The organism is Streptomyces sp. WY228, assembly GCF_019287315.1.
Lineage (GTDB): Bacteria > Actinomycetota > Actinomycetes > Streptomycetales > Streptomycetaceae > Streptomyces > Streptomyces caviscabies.
This window is the reverse complement of record NZ_CP079114.1, coordinates 2899954-2917357: the sequence shown is the minus strand read 5'-3', so window position 1 is coordinate 2917357 and position 17404 is coordinate 2899954. Positions and strand designations below refer to the sequence as shown.

General features: G+C 69.9%; 17 protein-coding genes, 1 tRNA gene, 2 pseudogenes and 1 riboswitch. Of the genes and pseudogenes, 12 read left to right on the top strand and 8 right to left on the bottom strand.

All coding sequences use genetic code 11. The annotated features are described in order from the left end of the window. Positions 1 to 125: 125 nt before the first annotated feature. Entirely contained in the window at positions 126 to 878 is a 753-nt protein-coding gene (locus KV381_RS12635) for an MBL fold metallo-hydrolase (RefSeq protein WP_030087635.1), read from the top strand. Positions 879 to 921: 43 nt separating this feature from the next. Continuing rightward, positions 922 to 1413, top strand: coding sequence for a GNAT family N-acetyltransferase (locus KV381_RS12630; protein WP_193463305.1), 492 nt, complete (start codon positions 922 to 924; stop codon positions 1411 to 1413). Positions 1414 to 1511: 98 nt separating this feature from the next. Here KV381_RS12630 and KV381_RS12625 read toward each other — a convergent pair whose 3' ends face one another. Both KV381_RS12625 and KV381_RS12620 read right to left on the bottom strand, forming a co-directional pair. Next, a complete protein-coding gene (locus KV381_RS12625) occupies positions 1512 to 2777 on the bottom strand; it encodes a PTS transporter subunit EIIC (protein WP_030087639.1) in 1266 nt (421 codons plus the stop codon). Between the two features lie 262 nt (positions 2778 to 3039). Beyond that, positions 3040 to 4299: a PTS transporter subunit EIIC gene (locus KV381_RS12620; RefSeq protein ID WP_030087641.1), complete on the bottom strand. Its 1260-nt coding sequence runs from the start codon at positions 4297 to 4299 to the stop codon at positions 3040 to 3042. 219 nt (positions 4300 to 4518) lie between these two features. On the opposite strand from KV381_RS12620, the gene KV381_RS12615 reads away from it, so the two are divergent. The 4 genes and pseudogenes from KV381_RS12615 (at position 4519) to rdgB (ending at position 6664) form a co-directional block, all read left to right on the top strand. Then, positions 4519 to 4752 carry a glucose PTS transporter subunit EIIB gene (locus KV381_RS12615; RefSeq protein WP_010062050.1) on the top strand — a complete coding sequence of 78 codons (234 nt, stop codon included), beginning with the start codon at positions 4519 to 4521 and terminating at the stop codon, positions 4750 to 4752. Between the two features lie 217 nt (positions 4753 to 4969). After that, positions 4970 to 5667: pseudogene (gene rph / locus KV381_RS12610) on the top strand (ribonuclease PH); the annotation flags it as partial. A 29-nt stretch (positions 5668 to 5696) separates the two neighbouring features. Then, positions 5697 to 6011, top strand: a pseudogene (locus KV381_RS12605) (hypothetical protein); the annotation flags it as partial. A 50-nt stretch (positions 6012 to 6061) separates the two neighbouring features. Then, positions 6062 to 6664, top strand: coding sequence for an RdgB/HAM1 family non-canonical purine NTP pyrophosphatase (gene rdgB / locus KV381_RS12600; RefSeq protein WP_218785231.1), 603 nt, complete (start codon positions 6062 to 6064; stop codon positions 6662 to 6664). A 58-nt stretch (positions 6665 to 6722) separates the two neighbouring features. On the opposite strand, the gene KV381_RS12595 is transcribed toward rdgB, so the two are convergent. From KV381_RS12595 to bcp, 5 genes are all read right to left on the bottom strand, one after another. Next, positions 6723 to 6798: transfer RNA gene (locus KV381_RS12595), tRNA-Leu, on the bottom strand. A 12-nt stretch (positions 6799 to 6810) separates the two neighbouring features. Beyond that, positions 6811 to 7644 carry an HNH endonuclease gene (locus tag KV381_RS12590; RefSeq protein WP_218785230.1) on the bottom strand — a complete coding sequence of 278 codons (834 nt, stop codon included), beginning with the start codon at positions 7642 to 7644 and terminating at the stop codon, positions 6811 to 6813. Continuing rightward, positions 7641 to 8276 carry an HNH endonuclease gene (locus KV381_RS12585; protein WP_086778205.1) on the bottom strand — a complete coding sequence of 212 codons (636 nt, stop codon included), beginning with the start codon at positions 8274 to 8276 and terminating at the stop codon, positions 7641 to 7643. The genes KV381_RS12590 and KV381_RS12585 overlap by 4 nt, the downstream gene beginning before the upstream one ends. 125 nt (positions 8277 to 8401) lie before the next feature. Then, complete coding sequence (gene proP / locus KV381_RS12580; RefSeq protein WP_030087653.1) at positions 8402 to 9898, bottom strand: glycine betaine/L-proline transporter ProP; 1497 nt, start codon at positions 9896 to 9898, stop codon at positions 8402 to 8404. Between the two features lie 201 nt (positions 9899 to 10099). Then, positions 10100 to 10567 (bottom strand): thioredoxin-dependent thiol peroxidase, encoded by a 468-nt coding sequence (gene bcp, locus KV381_RS12575; protein ID WP_006124862.1) that lies wholly within the window; start codon positions 10565 to 10567, stop codon positions 10100 to 10102. Between the two features lie 142 nt (positions 10568 to 10709). Here bcp and KV381_RS12570 point away from each other — a divergent pair, with 142 nt between their 5' ends. The 3 genes from KV381_RS12570 (at position 10710) to KV381_RS12560 (ending at position 11982) form a co-directional block, all read left to right on the top strand. Beyond that, entirely contained in the window at positions 10710 to 11030 is a 321-nt protein-coding gene (locus tag KV381_RS12570; RefSeq protein WP_030087656.1) for a DUF3618 domain-containing protein, read from the top strand. Positions 11031 to 11133: 103 nt separating this feature from the next. Beyond that, positions 11134 to 11475, top strand: a complete 342-nt coding sequence (locus tag KV381_RS12565) for a co-chaperone GroES (protein WP_030087658.1) — start codon at positions 11134 to 11136, stop codon at positions 11473 to 11475. A 75-nt stretch (positions 11476 to 11550) separates the two neighbouring features. After that, positions 11551 to 11625, top strand: a riboswitch (guanidine-III (ykkC-III) riboswitch). Between the two features lie 36 nt (positions 11626 to 11661). Beyond that, a complete protein-coding gene (locus KV381_RS12560) occupies positions 11662 to 11982 on the top strand; it encodes a multidrug efflux SMR transporter (protein ID WP_006124859.1) in 321 nt (106 codons plus the stop codon). A 94-nt stretch (positions 11983 to 12076) separates the two neighbouring features. Here the strand turns inward: KV381_RS12560 and KV381_RS12555 are convergent, their stop codons facing one another. Further along, the gene (locus tag KV381_RS12555; RefSeq protein ID WP_218785229.1) at positions 12077 to 14458 is read right to left on the bottom strand and encodes a transglycosylase domain-containing protein; all 2382 of its coding nucleotides are present in this window, start codon (positions 14456 to 14458) and stop codon (positions 12077 to 12079) included. 217 nt (positions 14459 to 14675) lie between these two features. Here KV381_RS12555 and KV381_RS12550 point away from each other — a divergent pair, with 217 nt between their 5' ends. The 3 genes from KV381_RS12550 to KV381_RS12540 are packed head-to-tail and all read left to right on the top strand — an operon-like array spanning position 14676 to position 17390. After that, positions 14676 to 15476, top strand: a complete 801-nt coding sequence (locus KV381_RS12550; protein ID WP_030087664.1) for an ABC-2 family transporter protein — start codon at positions 14676 to 14678, stop codon at positions 15474 to 15476. After that, positions 15469 to 16353, top strand: coding sequence for an ABC transporter permease (locus KV381_RS12545; protein ID WP_030087666.1), 885 nt, complete (start codon positions 15469 to 15471; stop codon positions 16351 to 16353). The genes KV381_RS12550 and KV381_RS12545 overlap by 8 nt, the downstream gene beginning before the upstream one ends. Before the next feature lie 50 nt (positions 16354 to 16403). After that, the gene (locus KV381_RS12540; protein WP_218785228.1) at positions 16404 to 17390 is read left to right on the top strand and encodes an ATP-binding cassette domain-containing protein; all 987 of its coding nucleotides are present in this window, start codon (positions 16404 to 16406) and stop codon (positions 17388 to 17390) included. Positions 17391 to 17404: the final 14 nt, after the last annotated feature.

Genomic DNA, 17404 nt, shown 5'->3' with positions numbered 1-17404 from the left:
GGAGTTTCGCGCCTTACGCTCGACAAACCGCAAAACCCGTCCGGCAGGAACCGCAGGAACCGTACGAAGCTCCGGCGGCATCGCACGAACCCTCCCCGTTCCCACGTCTCGGAGGTTCACGCTCCATGAAGCTCACCGTCGTCGGCTGCTCCGGCTCGTTCCCGTCCACGGGTTCGGCATGCTCGAGCTACCTCGTAGAGGCCGACGGCTTCCGGCTGCTCCTCGACATGGGCAACGGCGCCCTCGGCGAGTTGCAGCGCCACGTCGGTCTCTACGACCTCGACGCGATCTTCCTCAGCCATCTGCACGCCGACCACTGCATCGACATGTGCGCGTACTTCGTCGTGCGCTACTACCGGCACGACGGCGCCCGCCCCGTCCCCATCCCGGTCTACGGCCCCGAGGGCACCGAGCAGCGCCTGACCGCCGCCCATGGCGACACCCCGTCCGACCGGGCGATGAGCGAGGTCTTCGACTTCCACACCCTCAAGTCGGGGTCCTTCGAGATCGGCCCCTTCTCGGTCCGTACGGAGAAGGTCTGCCATCCCGTCGACACCTTCGGCATCCGGGTCGAGCACGGCGGTTCCTCCCTCGTCTACTCCGGCGACACGGGGACCTGCGACGCGCTGGAGGACCTGGCCACCGACGCGGACCTGTTCCTCTGCGAGGCGTCGTTCGTCGACGGCAAGGAGGACATCCCCGACCTGCACCTCAACGGCCGAGAGGCCGGCGAGGCGGCGGCCCGCGCCGGAGTGCGCCGGCTCGTCCTCACCCACATCCCGCCGTGGACCGACGCCGACCGCAACGTCGCCGACGCCCGTGCGGTCTACCCGGGCCCGGTGGAGCTGGCGGTACCGGGCGCGGTGTACGAGATCTGAGCGCCGGCCGCCGCACCGCGGCCCGCTCTGCGAGACTCCCGGGATGATCACGATCAGACCCGCCCGGGTGGGCGATCTCGACGGCTTCCTGACCCTGGCGTCCCAGGTCGAGCACTGGTTCGGGCCGATGGTCGGGGAGCCGGGCTTCCACCGGGCGGTGAACGCCCACATCCGTGACGGAGCGGCCCTGCTCGCCGAGTCCACGGACCCCGCCGGCCCGCCCGGCCCGGCCGGCGGTCTGCTGTTCGGCGCCGAGCCGCCCGCGTACCACGTGCACTGGCTCGTCACCGCCGAGCGCTGCCGGGGCACGGGCGTGGGCCGCCTGCTGATGGCGGAGGCGATGCGCCGGTACGTGAGCGGGCCCGGCACCGTCGAGGTGGTCACCTTCGGGCCCGACCACCCGGGGGCGGTGGCGAGCGGGGCCCGGGTCTTCTACGAGAGGCTCGGCTTCGCGCCCGCCGAGCCCACCGAGCCCGGCCCGGAGGGCGGCTCCCGCCAGATCTACCGGCTGGACGTGCCCGTACGCCAAGGGTGACGCGCCCGTACGAAAGACACACCGAAGCCCCCGCCACCCGGAGAACATCTCGGGCGGCGGGGGCTTCGGCGTAGGGACGTACGGGGAAGCGGCGGAGGCTACTTCGCCTCGGCCTTCTGCAGCTCGGCGAGCTCCTCGTCCGACTCCCGGCCCGGGGTCGGGAGGTTGAACTTGATGATCGCGAAGCGGAAGACCACGTAGTAGACCACCGCGAAGCAGAGGCCGACCAGGACCAGCAGCCACGGCTTCGACGCGATGCCGAGGTTCAGCAGGAAGTCGACCAGACCGGCGGAGAAGCCGAAGCCGTCCTTCATGCCGAGCGCCCAGGTCAGGGCCATCGACACACCGGTCAGCACCGCGTGGATCGCGTACAGCACCGGGGCGATGAACATGAACGTGAACTCGATCGGCTCGGTCACACCGGTGACGAACGAGGTCAGCGCGAGGGAGAACATCATGCCGCCGACGACCTTGCGGCGCTCGGGGCGGGCGCAGTGGACGATCGCGAGGCAGGCCGCCGGGAGGGCGAACATCATGATCGGGAAGAAGCCGGTCATGAACTGTCCGGCGTCGGGGTCACCGGCCAGGAAGCGCGCGATGTCACCGTGGGCGCCGTCGTACTCGCCCGCCTGGAACCACGGGAAGGAGTTCAGCAGGTGGTGCATGCCGACCGGGATCAGCGCACGGTTGGCGACACCGAAGATGCCCGCGCCGACGGCGCCGGAGCCGACGAGCCACTCACCGAAGTTGTGCAGACCGGCGCCGAGGACCGGCCAGATCAGACCGAAGACGATACCGATGACGAGACCCGCGAAGGCGGAGAGGATCGGGACCAGACGGCGGCCGCTGAAGAAGCCCGCCCAGTCGGGCAGCTTCGTCCGGTAGAACTTCTGGTAGATCAGGGCGACGACTATGCCCATCACGACACCGCCGAGGACACCGGCGTTGACGGGCGCGTCGTTCATCACGATCTTGCCGTCGACGACGCTCGCGACCTGGGGCAGGTTGCTGTCGGTGAAGGTGGCGAGCACCTTCTGGAAGACCAGGTAGCCGGTGACGGCGGCCAGCGCGGTGGAGCCGTCCGACTTCTTCGCGAAGCCGATGGCGATACCGACGGCGAAGAGCAGCGCCATGTTGTCGAGGATCGCGCCGCCGCCCGCGGCCATGTAGCCGGCGAGCTTGGTGATGAAGGTCGGGAACGAGTCGCGGCCCAGCATGTCGCCGTTGCCGAGGCGGACCAGGAGCGCGGCGGCCGGCAGCACGGCGACCGGCAGCATGAGGCTGCGGCCGATGCGCTGCATGACGGCCATCGCGCCGGCGCCCTTCTTCTTCTCGGCCGCGGGTGCGGTCTCAGCCGTGGTCATCAACTTCCTCCATGGGACACGGTGCCGCCCAGGTCGTTGATGCGGGGAGGCGGCGACTCGACAGACCCTGCGGCAGAGCGCCGTGGTCTGGACCACTCAGTGGTGTAGACCAGTTTTAGCACGGTGAGGGTTAGATAAGGAACCTTCAATTCCCTATCTCATTCGCAGTAGCAGACGCGATACGTTCGGTGACATGCCGAAGGCCCCCGGACCGGGCGGTCCGAGGGCCTTGCGGGGCCGGGGGTGAAGCCCCGGTGTGCTGCTACTTCGTCAGATCCCTCTCGATCTCCTTCTCGATCTCCTCGGGTTCGCGCCCCGGTGTCTTGAGGTTGAACTTGGTGATCGCGAAGCGGAAGATCACGTAGTAGACGACCGCGAAGCACGCGCCGATCGGGAGGATCAGCCAGGGTTTCGTATCGAGGTGCCAGTTGACGACGTAGTCGATCAACCCGGCCGAGAAGGTGAACCCGGCATGCACCCCCAGCAGCCAGGTGATGCCCATCGAGGCCCCGGTGAGCACCGCGTGCACGCCGTACAGCAGCGGCGCGACGAACATGAACGAGAACTCGATCGGCTCGGTCACCCCGGTGATGAACGAGGTCAGCGCCACCGAGAACATCAGCCCGCCCACCTCCTTGCGGCGCTCGGGCCGTGCGGTGTGGGTGATGGCCAGGGCCGCGGCGGGCAGGCCGAACATCATGATCGGGAAGAAGCCCGAGGTGAACTGTCCGGCCGACGGGTCCCCGGCGAAGAAGCGGGTGATGTCGCCCTGGACGGTCGCGCCGTTGGCTCCCGTGAACTCGCCCGCCTGGAACCAGAAGAACGTGTTCAGGAACTGGTGCATACCGACCGGGATCAGCAGCCGGTTCGCGAAACCGAAGATCGCCGCGCCCCATGAGCCGAGGTCGATCAGCTGCTTGGAGAACCACGTCAGCCCGTCGCCCACCGGCTGCCACAACAGCCCGAACAGCACGCCGAGGATGACGCAGAGGAACGCCATCAGGATCGGGACCAGGCGGCGGCCGTTGAAGAAGCCGAGCCAGTCCACCAGCTTGGTGCGGTGGTAGCGCTGCCAGACGACGGCGGTCAGCAGTCCGATGAGGATGCCGCCCAGCACTCCGGGGTTCTGCGGCTCACCGGCCGGCAGCTCGTCGGTCACCGTGCCGTCCATGGGGAAGGCGGTCAGCACCCCCCGGTAGACCAGGAAGCCGACGACGGCCGCCAGCGCGGTGGAGCCGTCCGCCTTCTTCGCGAAGCCGATGGCCACGCCGATGCAGAACAGCAGCGGCAGGCCCAGCTCGCCGTTGAGGATCGCGGTGCCGCCGTTGAGCAGGACCGCGGAGGTCTTGTCCCAGAACGCGCCGTGCAGATAGGAGCTGAACAGGTTGCCGAGGCTGACGAGCAGACCGGCGGCGGGGAGGACGGCCACCGGGAGCTGGAGGCTCCGCCCGACCTTCTGCAGGCCCTGGACCGGTCCGTTCCACCATTTTTGCTGCGGTACCGCAGCGGCGCTCGAACTCATGGGCGTCCTCCCGGAACACTTCACGTTTGGCGGGCGTTGCAAACTGGTGTAGACCAGTTGCGTCACGGTCCGGGGTCCGTCCCGAAGGCAGGGCGCCGGTGATCGTCATCTTTCGGGATCGTCCGGTTACCCGCCCGCGAAGTTGGGCCAACCGTGCGTTACCGTGACGAAACGGACCCGCAGCGGGCGGCCGTCTGCGCGTGAAACAGGGAGAAGGACATGGCCACCAAGGCTGAGAAGATCGTCGCCGGGCTCGGCGGTATCGACAACATCGACGAGATCGAAGGCTGCATCACCCGCCTCCGCACCGAGGTCCACGACCCCAGCAAGGTCGACGAAGCCGCCCTCAAGGCCGCCGGCGCGCACGGCGTCGTCAAGATGGGCACCGCGATCCAGGTCGTCATCGGCACCGACGCCGACCCCATCGCCGCCGACATCGAAGACATGATGTGACCGGCTGACCCCAGGCCGGCCCCGCGCCCGCGCAGGCCCCGCACCCGACCCGGTGCGGGGCCTGCGCCGTACCGGGCCGGGCCGGTACGGGGCCACGGCCGACGGCGCAACGCGCACCCGGCGCCCCGGAATCCCGCCCCGGCGCGGACGGTTCCCCCGGACGGCCGCCCACCGCACCCGAACGGAGCCACCCCCGCCAGCGGATAAAGTCGGGCCCATGTCTCGCATCGACGGCCGCACGCCCGAACAGCTCCGCCCCGTCACCATCGAACGCGGCTGGAGCAAGCACGCCGAGGGCTCAGTCCTCATCTCCTTCGGCGACACCAAAGTCTTCTGCACCGCCTCCGTCACCGAAGGCGTCCCGCGCTGGCGCAAGGGCAGCGGCGAAGGCTGGGTCACCGCCGAATACTCCATGCTGCCCCGCTCCACCAACACCCGCGGCGACCGCGAGGCCGTCCGCGGCAAGATCGGCGGACGCACCCACGAGATCAGCCGCCTGATCGGCCGCTCGCTGCGCGCCGTCATCGACTACAAGGCCCTCGGCGAGAACACCATCGTCCTGGACTGCGACGTCCTCCAGGCCGACGGCGGCACCCGTACCGCCGCCATCACCGGCGCCTACGTCGCCCTCGCCGACGCCGTCTCCTGGGCCCAGGGCAAGAAGATCGTCAAGGCCGGCCGCAAGCCGCTCACCGACACCGTCGCCGCCATCAGCGTCGGCATCGTCGACGGCACCCCGCTCCTCGACCTCTGTTACGAGGAGGACGTCCGCGCCGAGACCGACATGAACGTCGTCTGCACCGGCGACGGCCGTCGATCGGGCGCGCAAGGCGCCTCGACAACCGACACGGGCGTCCTCCAGACCTCGCCGCGAACTGCGTCGACCTCGCCGCACTCCAGCGTGACGCACTCGCCACCCCGCCACCCGCTGACGGACCACGCCGTGCGCCGGACTCGACAAGGCGCTCGACTGCGTCCGTACCGCCGACGCCATCGCCACCAGCGTCGGGAACCTCCAGCAGGCCGTCTCCAACGCCTCCGAGGACATCACCCAGGCCTCCGAGTCCCTGGACGAGATCGACCGCGAGCTGAAGAAGCTCGACGACACCACGGACAACGCCGACCTCTCCCAGGCCGTCGACGACCTCCAGAAGGGCGTCACGGAGGTCCGTAAGTCCATCGAGGCGGGCGACGCCACCCCCGACATCACCCCCGTGACGGACGCGGCGACGGAGATCGGCAAGGTCTGCACGCCGTAGGCCGAGCAGCCCCGGGCCGACGGGAGCGCCGGCCCGGCGACAATGGGCCCATGAAGCGCCTGATCCTCGCCACCCGCAACGCCGGGAAAATCACCGAACTCCACGCCATCCTCGCCGACGCGGGCCTCGACCTCGACCTCGTCGGCGCGGACGCGTACCCCGACATCCCCGACGTCAAGGAAACCGGCGTCACCTTCGCCGAGAACGCGCTCCTCAAGGCCCACGCCCTGGCCCGCGCCACCGGCCTCCCGGCCGTCGCCGACGACTCCGGCCTCTGCGTGGACGTCCTCGGCGGCGCCCCCGGCATCTTCTCGGCCCGCTGGGCCGGCACCCACGGCGACGACAGGGCCAACCTGAACCTGCTCCTGGCCCAACTCGGCGACATCGACACCCCCCACCGCGGCGCCTCCTTCGCCTGCGCCGCCGCCCTGGCCCTCCCCGACGGCACGGAACGCGTGGTCGAGGGCCGCCTGGACGGCACCCTGCGCCACACCCCGTCGGGCACCGGAGGCTTCGGCTACGACCCGATCCTCCAGCCGGAGGGCGAGACCCGCACCTGCGCGGAGCTGACCCCGGCGGAGAAGAACGCGATCAGCCACCGGGGGAAGGCGTTCCGGGCGCTGGTGCCGGTGGTGCGGGAGTTGGTGGGGTGACAAACAGAGCTGGGCGGCTGCTTCCTTCGAAACGAAGGTTGCAGCCGCCCAGCACCTGTGGGCCCGGTGGGACTCGAACCCACGACACACCGGACCTAAACCGGCGCCCTCTAGGCCAGCTGGGGTACGGACCCGCGCGCACCACTCTACTGTGCGAGCTTGCGCGGCCTCGAGAAGGATTGTGTCTGGCTGTGACACGAGGGGCAGAGGTAGCGGAGGTTCTCGCGGCGATTGTCGATCCGGTCGCCGTTGACGTGGTCGATCTCCAGGACGAGCCGTTTGCCCCGCCAGGTGTCTCCGGTTCCGCATCTCGCGCAGGCATGGGGAACGCCGATGTCGTCCAGAGCTCGTCGTAACTGAGCCGTTTTCGTCCGGGACGCTCCGGTGTCCAGGCGCTGGAGAATCTCCGCAGCGGACTTGCGGTTCGGGGAGCGCGTTCCGCGACTGTGGCCCTGGCCGGTGAAGTGGACCGTGGCCAATCCGTACGTTTCGATGTCCCGCTTCACGCGAGCGCGAGCAGTGCCGTTGTTGCTCAGTCCCAAGGCCCTCAGGACGCCGGCCAGGCTGCGGGACGCGGCGACGGCCTCGGTCAGGGCGGTGCGTGGTGTGGCGGGCGTTCCGTACCTGCGCCCGCTGGTGAAGTGGGAGGTGTCGATGCCGAGCCGGTCCATTCTCCCGCGAAGGTAGCCGTACGGGCTGTCGCTCGGCGGCAGGCCCATGTACGTGAACATCTCCCGGATGCTGTGGGAGTGAGCCGCTGCTTCGGCGAGGAGATCGCGCGGAAACGTGCGGCGCTCCCGTGCGGGGAGCTCCTCCTCCACGAAGTGGGACGTGTCGACTCCGTAGTGTGCGAGCCGGTTGTGTACGTACCGGAGTGTCCGGCTGCCCAGGGGCGCGTTCAAGCGGCGCAGGAGATCGACGAGACTGCTCGCCTCCGCGGCCCTCCGCACCAGCAGGTCGCGCGGGTACTTGGCGCTCACGCCGTCCTCCTGCGCTTACGGCCCCGGTAGGTGTCGGTCGCCGCGTGGCAATTGGGGCACAGGAGGCGCAGGTTCTCCGGTCGGTTGTCCCACCAGTCGCCGTTGACGTGGTCGACTTCGAGCCGGAGAGGCTGCCCCAGCCACTCGCCGTTGTTGCCGCATTCGGCGCACTTGTTCTCCACGCCCATGTGCACGAGCTCCCTGCGGAGCCGCTCGCCGGGCACTCTGCCGTCCGACGGCGTACGGAGCGTCAGGAGATCCCCCGACGAACCCTTGGACCTGCGTCCGCCCGGAGGCGCTGCCGTGAAGTGCGAGGTGTCGATCCGCAGAGCGGTGATGCGGCGGCCGATGTGTGCCTGGTTGCCGCCTACCGGACTGATGCCCAGTCTGCGCACGACTTCGGCCACGCTCGTTGAGCGGGCGACCAGTTCGCGCAGCCTCTCTTCTGTGTGGCGTACCCGTGTGTCGGCGAAGTGCGAGGTGCTTATGCCCGCCTCGGCCATCTTCTGGCGCAGATAACGCCGACTGCCGGGCGTAGGTGTCCTTCCGCACCACCGCACCGCGTCGGTGGCGTTCGTCGTCATCCGAGCTGCTTCTTCAAGCAGCTCACGGGTATAGCGAGCCGGCCCCATGCCCTGCCCCCTCCGATCCGGCCGCACGTTCGCAGCCTCGTACGGAGTAACGAACCGTTTATCGGATGGTCACGTCCGAAATCCGGAGGGGGAACCCGGCGAGGTGCGCGCCGGACGGGGCGGGGTCAGAACTTCGGTTCGGGTGCCTGTGCCTGCACCAGTTCCGCCGCCTCCTCGTCCGTCTCGACCGACGGCGGGGAGCCGATCAGCGGCTGCTGGGCGGTCTCCTTCATGCAGGCGACCGCGATCACGCCGACCAGGGCCGCCGCCATCGCGTAGTACGCGGGCATCAGGTTGGAGCCGGTCCAGCTGATCAGGGCCGTGATCACCAGCGGGGTCGTGCCGCCGAAGATCGACGCGGAGAGGTTGTAGCCGACCGACAGGGACCCGTAGCGGACGTTCGTCGGGAACAGGGCCGGCAGCGCCGCCGACATCGTGCCGAGCATGCAGACCAGGGAGAGGCCCAGCATCAGCATGCCGACCGTGATCGGGAAGATGCCGTCCACCCGGATGAGGAGGAACGCGGGGAGGGAGAGGACGAGGAAGCCCAGCATGCCGGTCATCAGCAGCGGTTTGCGGCCGAAGCGGTCGGAGAGCTTGCCGACCTGGCTGATGATCAGCATCAGGAACACCATCACCGCCAGCAGGATCAGCAGACCGTGGGTTTCGCTGTAGCCGAGCTCGTCGGAGAGGTACGTCGGCATGTACGACAGCAGCATGTAGTCGGTGATGTTGTACGCGCCGACCAGGCAGATGCAGAGGATCAGCGTCGGCCAGTACTGCCGGAAGATCTTCGCCAGGTCGCCCTTGGCCGTGGACTCGACGCCGTCCGCCGCCTCGCTCGCGTGCGCCGTGCCGCCCTCCAGCTTCTGGAAGGCCGGCGTCTCGTCCAGGCGCAGTCGCAGGTAGAGGCCGACCAGACCCAGCGGGCCCGCGACGAGGAACGGGATCCTCCACCCCCAGGCCTCCATCTGGGCGTCGTTCAGCAGGGCGTACAGGGCCGTGACGAGGCCCGCGGCGCCGACGTACCCCGCCAGCGTGCCGAACTCCAGGAAGCTGCCGAAGAAGCCGCGCCGCTTGTCGGGGGCGTACTCCGCGATGAACGTGGACGCACCGCCGTACTCACCGCCCGTCGAGAAGCCCTGGAGCATCCGGAAGAAGATCAGCAGGACCGCGGCCCAGACGCCGATCGTGTCGTGCGACGGGATCAGGCCGATCGCGAACGTGCCGACCGCCATCAGGATCATCGTCAGCGCGAGGACCTTCTTGCGGCCGACCTTGTCGCCCATCGGGCCGAAGAACATGCCGCCGAGCGGCCGTACGAGGAAGGCCACCGCGAAGGTCGCGAAGGAGGAGAGGAGCTGGGTGGTGTCGTTCCCGGACGGGAAGAACACATGTCCGATCGTGACGGCCAGATAGGAGTAGATGCCGAAGTCGAACCACTCCATGGCGTTGCCCAGCGAGGCCGCCTTCACGGCCCGCTTGACCGCGGCGTCGTCCGTGACCGTGATGTCCGTCCGGCGCAGCCGAGGATTCCGCCGCTTCCGGATGGCCCGGAAGAGCGTGGGGTGGCGTTTGACCGCTGCGGGGTCGGCCGCCTGGTGGGGGTCGGGGGCCGCCATGGCCGGGTCCTTTCCTCGGAGTGTGTATCCAGGAAAGGCTTCTGCGCAGTCATGGCGGTCGCAAACCGACTTCCTGGGCCGATGCGATCTCCCTCACATGATCTGAACACGTTCTCCCGGCGGCCGCCGACCGGACATCGCCGGTCCCGCCGGAATCGTGCGAGGGGCGGCCCGGGGCCGGAACTCCGGGCCGGGCGGGCGTCAGATGCCCAGATCCCTGATGATTTTCGCGACGTGACCGGTCGCCTTCACGTTGTAGAACGCGTGCTCGACCTTTCCGTCCTCGTCGACGACGACGGTCGACCGGATCACGCCTGTCACCACTTTGCCGTAGAGCTTCTTCTCGCCGAAGGCGCCGTACGCCGCCAAAGTTTCCTTGGCCGGGTCGCCCACCAGGGTGACCTTGAGGTTTTCCGTGTCGCGGAACTTCGCGAGCTTCTCCGGCTTGTCGGGCGAGACGCCGATGACGTCGTACCCGGCGTTCGCCAGAAGGTCGAGGTTGTCCGTGAAGTCGCAGGCCTGCTTGGTGCATCCGGGGGTAAGAGCGGCCGGGTAGAAGTACACGATGACCTTGCGGCCCTTGTGGTCCGCGAGCGACACCTCGTTGCCGTCGGCGTCGGGAAGGGTGAAGGCGGGAGCGGTGTCGCCGGGCTTCAGTCGCTCGCTCATGTGGTTCTCCTCGGGTGGTGCACGGGTCGGACGGGACCGAGGGTAATAGGGGTGCCGCCGGGTGTGCGGAGGTTCGAGCTGACAGACTGTCGACGAAGGCCCAGACGAAGGTTTACCGGACGACGACCACGGAGGCGGCGCAGTGTCGGATGCCAGGACCCCTGCGCAGATCGAGGCGGACATCATCAGCAGGCGCGAGCAGCTCGCTGTGGTGCTCGACGAGATCGGGGTGCGCGTACACCCGAAGACGATCATCGGAGACGCCAAGGCGAAGGCGGCCCAGTCCGTGGACCGGACGGCCGGCCGCGCCTTCGTCGCGGTGAACCGCTCGGTGTCGGAGGTGAAGGCGCAGTTCGTCGCGGAGGACGGTTCCCCGCGGCTGGAGCGCGTGATTCCCGCGGCGCTGCTGGTGGTCGGTGTGGTGGGGCTGCTCACCGTGTCCAAGCGCCGCCGTCGCGGGTGAGCCGAGCGTCGCGGGTGCGTGGAACGCCGCCGGTGAGCGGCGCGTCGCGCGTGAGCGGAACCCGGCGGCGTACGGTGCCGGGCACGCCAGGTAGGTTGCGGGCGTGAGCGAGAACACCCACGACGACAAGCTGCCCATCCGGATGCTGCACGACCGGGTGCTGGTGCGGAACGACACGGCCGAGGGCGAGCGGCGTTCCGGCGGCGGCATCCTGATCCCGGCGACGGCCGCGGTGGGCCGGCGCCTCGCCTGGGCCGTCGTCGTGGCGGTCGGCCAGAACGTACGGACGGTGGAGCCCGGCGACCGGGTGCTGTACGACCCCGAGGACCGTGCCGAGGTCGAGGTGCGGGGCGTGGCGTACGTCCTGATGCGGGAGCGCGATCTGCACGCGGTGGCCGCCGACCGGTTCGAGGGTTCGGTGGATTCGACCGGGCTGTATCTGTAGGACGGCCCAGGACAGCCGCGGGACCGCGCGGCAGGGGCAGGGGCTGTTCAGGGCCTGGTGACCGGTGTCACCGGGCCCTTTCCCGTTTTTTGCTACGGTGGGACCACCCCGACGAGACGCGCCGTACCGGGTTGGCAAAGACGACGCACCCGTTCTGTTCGCGTGGTTTCGTCGGAGGTGCCTGTCATGGCGTGGGTTCTGTTGGTCGTCGCCGGTCTGCTCGAAGTGGGCTGGTCGATCGGGATGAAGTACACCGAGGGGTTCACGCGGCTGTGGCCGAGCGTGTTCACGGGCCTCGGGATCGTGGCGAGCATGGTGCTGCTGTCGCATGCGGCGAAGACGCTGCCGATCGGTACGGCGTACGGCGTGTGGGTCGGTATCGGCGCGGCCGGTGCCGCGATCCTGGGCATGGTCGTGCTGAACGAGCCGGTGACCGCCGCCCGGATCTTCTTCGTCTGTCTGCTGCTGGTGGCCGTGGTCGGCCTGAAGGCGACGTCCGGCCACTGAGGGCGGGCTCGGGCGCGAGCGCTGGTGCTGAGGGCGGGGCCGGTTATGCCGGCCGGTCACGTCGGGCGTTACGTCAAGCGGTCGAGCCGGGCGGTCACACCGGTCGGCCGTCCGGGAAGTCCGGGCCGCGGGCGCCTTCGGTGAGGCCGCCCGTGCCGCCCGCCCCGCCGGTGCCCTCGGTGCCCCCTGTCCCTCCCGAGCCGCCGGAGGCGTTGCCCCCGCCCGTACCGTCCGCTCCGCCGGTGTCCGTGCCGGATGTGGGTGCGGAGCTGGCGGCCGGGCTGCTCGGTGCGGTGCCGGAAGGGGCGGTGGCGGAGGGCGCGGTGGGGTCCGACGCGGCGGACGGCTCCGTGCTTCCGTCGGAGTCCTCGTCGAGCAGGGGCTCGTCCTCCTCGTCCGACCCCGGCATCGTCTCCAGGTCGAACTCCTGGGCCGGGGAGGAGCGCAGCGCCGCCTCCGTATAGGCGGCCCAGGTCTCGGCCGGTGCGCCGCCGCCGTTGATACGGGGCAGGCCGAGGGCTCCGTACAGCGAGGTCTGGGCGCCGGTGTCCGGGTTCTGGCCCATCACGGCGACGACGGTCGCGAGGTCCGGGGTGTATCCGGCGAACCAGGCGGCCCGGTCCTCCTCCGCCGTGCCGGTCTTGCCCACGGCGGGGCGGCCGACCGCCTGGGCCGCCGTGCCGGTGCCGCCCTCCACGACGCTGCGCAGGACGGCGGTGGTGGTGTCGGCGGCCTCGCGGCTGACGGCCTGCTCGGTCGTGCGCTCGGGCAGTTCGACCTCGGCGCCGTCCTTGGTGATCTTGTCGACGAGGACGTACGGGCCGTGCCGCCCGTGGTCGGCGAGGGTGGCGTACGCCTCGGCCATGTCCAGGACGCTGGCGTTGGCCGGGCCGAGCGCGATGGAGGGCGAGGCGGTGAGGTCGGGGGTGTCGGCGGGGATGCCGAGGGCGATCGCGGTGTCCCGGACCTTGCCGGGGCCGACGTCCTGGGCCATCTGCGCGTAGACGGAGTTGACGGACTCGTCGGTGGCGGTGCGCACGGTGATGTCGCCGTGGTCGACGTCGTCCTCGTTGGCGGGGGCGTAGTCGGTGGCGCCCTGCGGGCCGACGACCGTGCGTTTGTTGCTGCCGTCGTAGACGGTGTTGGGCGTGATGGGGCGGCCGTCCTGGGTGGTGGAGTCGTTGACGACGGCCGAGGTGAGGACGAACGGCTTGAAGACGGAGCCGACCTGGTAGTCGCGGCGGGTGGCGTTGCTGACGTACTGCTGCGTGTAGTCGATGCCGCCGTACAGGGCGACGACCGCGCCGCTGCCGGGGACGATCGAGGCCCCGCCGACGCGGACGTCGCGGTCGGCCTTGCGGTCGGGGCTGGTCCTGGCCGTCACGTTGGTGTCGACGGCCTTGACGAAGGCGTCCTGCTTGGCCTTGTCGAGGGTGGTGGTGATGCGGTAGCCGCCGGTGGCGAGGGTCTTCTCGTCGAGGATGCCGTGCCGGTTCAGATAGTCCTCGACGGCCTGCACGATGTAGCCGCGCTGGCCGGAGAGCCCGGTCGACGGTTTCGCCTCGCCGGGGGTGGGGAAGCGTGTCGTCGCCCGTTCGGCGGCGGGCAGCCAGTCCTCCTTGACCATGCCGTTCAGGACGTAGTTCCAGCGGCGTTGCGCCGCGGGCTTGTTGTCGGGGTGGGCGACGACGTCGTAGGCGCTGGGGGCGTTGAGGAGGGCGGCGAGGTACGCGCCCTCGGCGGTGCTGAGCTCCTCGACGTTCTTGCCGTAGTAGGCCTGGGCGGCGGCCTGGATGCCGTACGCGTTGCGCCCGAAGTAGCTGGTGTTGAGGTAGCCCTCGAAGATCTGGTCCTTGGTCACCTCGCGGTTGAGCTTGACCGCGATGATGGCCTCCTTGGCCTTGCGCAGGACGGTCCGTTCCTGGCCGAGGTAGTAGTTCTTCACGTACTGCTGGGTGATGGTCGAGCCGCCCTGTTTGCCCTTGCCGGTCACGGTGTTCCAGCCGGCCCGGACCATCGCCTTCACGTCCACGGCGCTGTCGTCGGAGTAGAAGTCCCGGTCCTCGGCGGCCAGGACCGCGTGCTGGACGGTCATGGGGACCTGCGAGAGCTTGACCTTCTCCCGGTTCACGTCGCCGTCGCGGGCGATGACGCTGCCGTCGTTGTAGAGGTAGACGTTGGACTGGGCGGTGGCCGAGGCGTTGGCGGCCGGGATGTCGACGAGCTGGTATCCGGCGACGATCCCGCCGACGAGGAGCAGGCCGAGGCCCAGCACGGTGCCGAGGACCATCCGCCAGGTGGGGACGGCGCGCCGCCAGCCGGTGCGCCGGGGCCGCCGCTTCTTTCCGCCCTTGCCGCTCTTCGCGCCCTGCGCACCGTGCGCGTCCGTCCCGGGCGGCCCGCCCCGGTCGCCGCCGGGGGTGGCGGCCGCGTCCGAGGGCTCGCGGGGGGCCCAGTGCTGTGGCTCGTCGCTCATGTCCGTGGGGCTCCTCGGGCGTGGTCGGTTCTCCCATAGTGCCCGTTTCACCGGAAAAGCCTCGGTTCTTGACGGTCTGTTCCCTCCTCCGGCGTCACCCCCCGCATGACATGCGCGAAACGCGTGCGCGAAATACGTTCGCGGCCGCCGTCAGCCGTGCACTACGCTCGTGCGCTTTGGTGCCGGGAGCCGGTGGCGGCGGGGGAGAGGGGACGGCGTGCGGCTCTACGCGGTGGTGGCGGGGGGTGCGTTCCGGCGCTACGCCACGTACCGGACGGCCACGGCCGCGGGGGTGTTCACCAACACGGTCTTCGGTTTCATCATGGCGTACACCTACATCGCGCTCTGGGACGCGCGCCCGCAGCTCGGCGGGTACGACACGTCCCAGGCGCTGACGTACGTCTGGCTCGGGCAGGCCCTGCTGATGACCTGCGCCATGATGGGCGGCGGCTTCGAGGACGAGCTGATGGAGCGGATCCGTACGGGGGACATCGCCGTCGATCTGTACCGTCCGGCCGACCTCCAGCTGTGGTGGCTGGCCGGGGACCTGGGCCGGGCGGCGTTCCATCTGCTGGGCCGGGGGATCGCGCCGATGGTGCTGGGGGCGTTCGCCTTCGATCTGGCGCTGCCCGGTTCGCCGTGGACCTGGCCGGCGTTCCTCCTCTCGGTGTTCCTGGGCGTGGTGGTGAGCTTCGCGGTGCGCTATCTGGTCGCGCTGTCGGCGTTCTGGCTGATGGACGGGGCGGGCGCGCTGCAGATCGTGTCGCTGGCCGGGCTGTTCTTCTCCGGGATGCTGCTGCCGCTGAACCTCTTCCCCGGGCTGCTCGGCGAGGTGGCGCGGGCGCTGCCGTGGTCCTCGCTGCTCCAGGTGCCGGCCGATGTGTTCCTCGGCAAGCACACGGGGTGGGGGCTGGTGGAGGCGTACGCGTTCCAGGGCGGCTGGGCGGTGGTGCTGCTGCTGGCGGGCCGGCTGCTGCAGACCGCGGCGACCAGGAGGGTGGTGGTGCAGGGTGGCTGACACGGTGGTGGTGCGGACCGGCGGGGAACAGGCCCCGGAACCGGGCGGCTTCGCGTTCGAGGAGCGGCCGCGGCTGCTGGAGGGCGTGCGCGCGTACGGGCTGATCATGGCGATGTGGGTGCGTTCGACGATGGCGTACCGGGCCTCGTTCGCCATGACGACGTTCGGCAACCTCGCGGTGACGGCCTTCGACTTCGTGACGATCCTGCTGATGTTCTCGCACGTCGACGCGTTGGGCGGCTACACGCTGGCGGAGATCGCCCTGCTCTACGGGGTGTCGGCGACGGCGTTCGGGCTGAGCGATCTGCTGCTGGGCTCGATGGACCGGGTGGGCCGCCGGGTGCGCGACGGCACGCTCGACACCCTGCTGGTGCGGCCGGTGCCGGTGCTGGCGCAGGTGGCGGCGGACCGGTTCGCGCTGCGTCGGCTGGGGAGGATCACGCAGGGGCTGCTGGTGCTCGGCTATGCGCTGCTCTCGCTGGACATCGCGTGGACGCCGCTGAAGGTGCTGATGCTGCCGATGATGGTGGTGAGCGGAGCGGCGATCTTCGGGGCGATCTTCGTCATGGGGGCGGCGTTCCAGTTCGTCGCGCAGGACGCCTCGGAGGTGCAGAACTCCTTCACGTACGGCGGGACGACGCTGCTCCAGTACCCGCCCACGATCTTCGCGAAGGACCTCGTGCGCGGGGTGACCTTCGTGGTGCCGCTGGCCTTCGTCAGCTGGCTGCCCGCGCTGTACGTGCTCGGCCGGGACTACCCGGTCGACCTGCCGCGGTGGGTGGCGTTCCTGCCGCCGCTGGTGGCGGCCGCCTGCTGGGTGCTCGCGGGCCTCGCGTGGCGGGCGGGGCTGCGGGCGTACCGGAGCACGGGCAGTTGAGGAACCAGGAGCCGACCGGGTCGGCCGGGACTACGCGGGAGAGCACGGGCATGGCGGACGACGGCTTCATCACCCTCGACGGCGTCGAGAAGGTGTTCCAGGTCCGCCGGAAGGCCGGCCTGGTGCGCAGGGAACGGCACGAGGTCCGGGCCGTGGACGGGATCAGCTTCCGGGTCGCGCGCGGCGAGATGGTCGGCTACATCGGCCCGAACGGGGCCGGCAAGTCGACCACGATCAAGATGCTGACGGGCATCCTCACACCGAGCGGCGGCCGGCTGCGCGTCGCGGGCATCGACCCGTCCCGCGAACGCACCCGGCTGGCCCACCGCATCGGCGTGGTCTTCGGACAGCGGACGACCCTCTGGTGGGACCTGCCGCTGCGCGACTCGTACCGGCTGATGCACCGCATGTACCGCATTCCCGACCGGCGTTACCGCGAGAACCTGGACCGCTGTGTCGAACTCCTCGACCTGGGCGAGCTGTTGGACGTCCCCGTCCGGCAGCTCTCGCTCGGACAGCGGATGCGCGGCGACATCGCGGCGGCGCTGCTGCACGATCCGGAGGTGCTGTACCTGGACGAGCCGACGATCGGCCTGGACGTGATCTCCAAGGCCAAAGTGCGGCAGTTCCTCAAGGAGTTGAACGCCGAGCGCGGGACGACGGTCCTGCTGACGACGCACGACCTCACCGACATCGAGCAGCTGTGCAACCGGGTGATGGTGATCGACCACGGCCGGCTGATGTACGACGGTTCGGTCGCCGGTCTCCATGAGGCCGGGGAGAGCGAACGCATGCTCGTGGTGGACCTGGAGCGCGAACTCCCCCCGATCGTGCTGGCACCGGAGGCGGCGGGCGGGACCCCGGCACTGCGGGCGGTCAAGGTGGAGGGCCCGCGCCAGTGGCTGGCGTTCCCCGCGGCCGTGTCGGCGGCCCCGCTGGTGGCGCGGATCGCCGCGGAGTACCCGCTGGTCGACCTGTCGGTGCGGGAGCCGGACATCGAGGCCGTGATCGCGAGGATGTACGAGTCCGCGCCCTGACGGGCACGCACGGG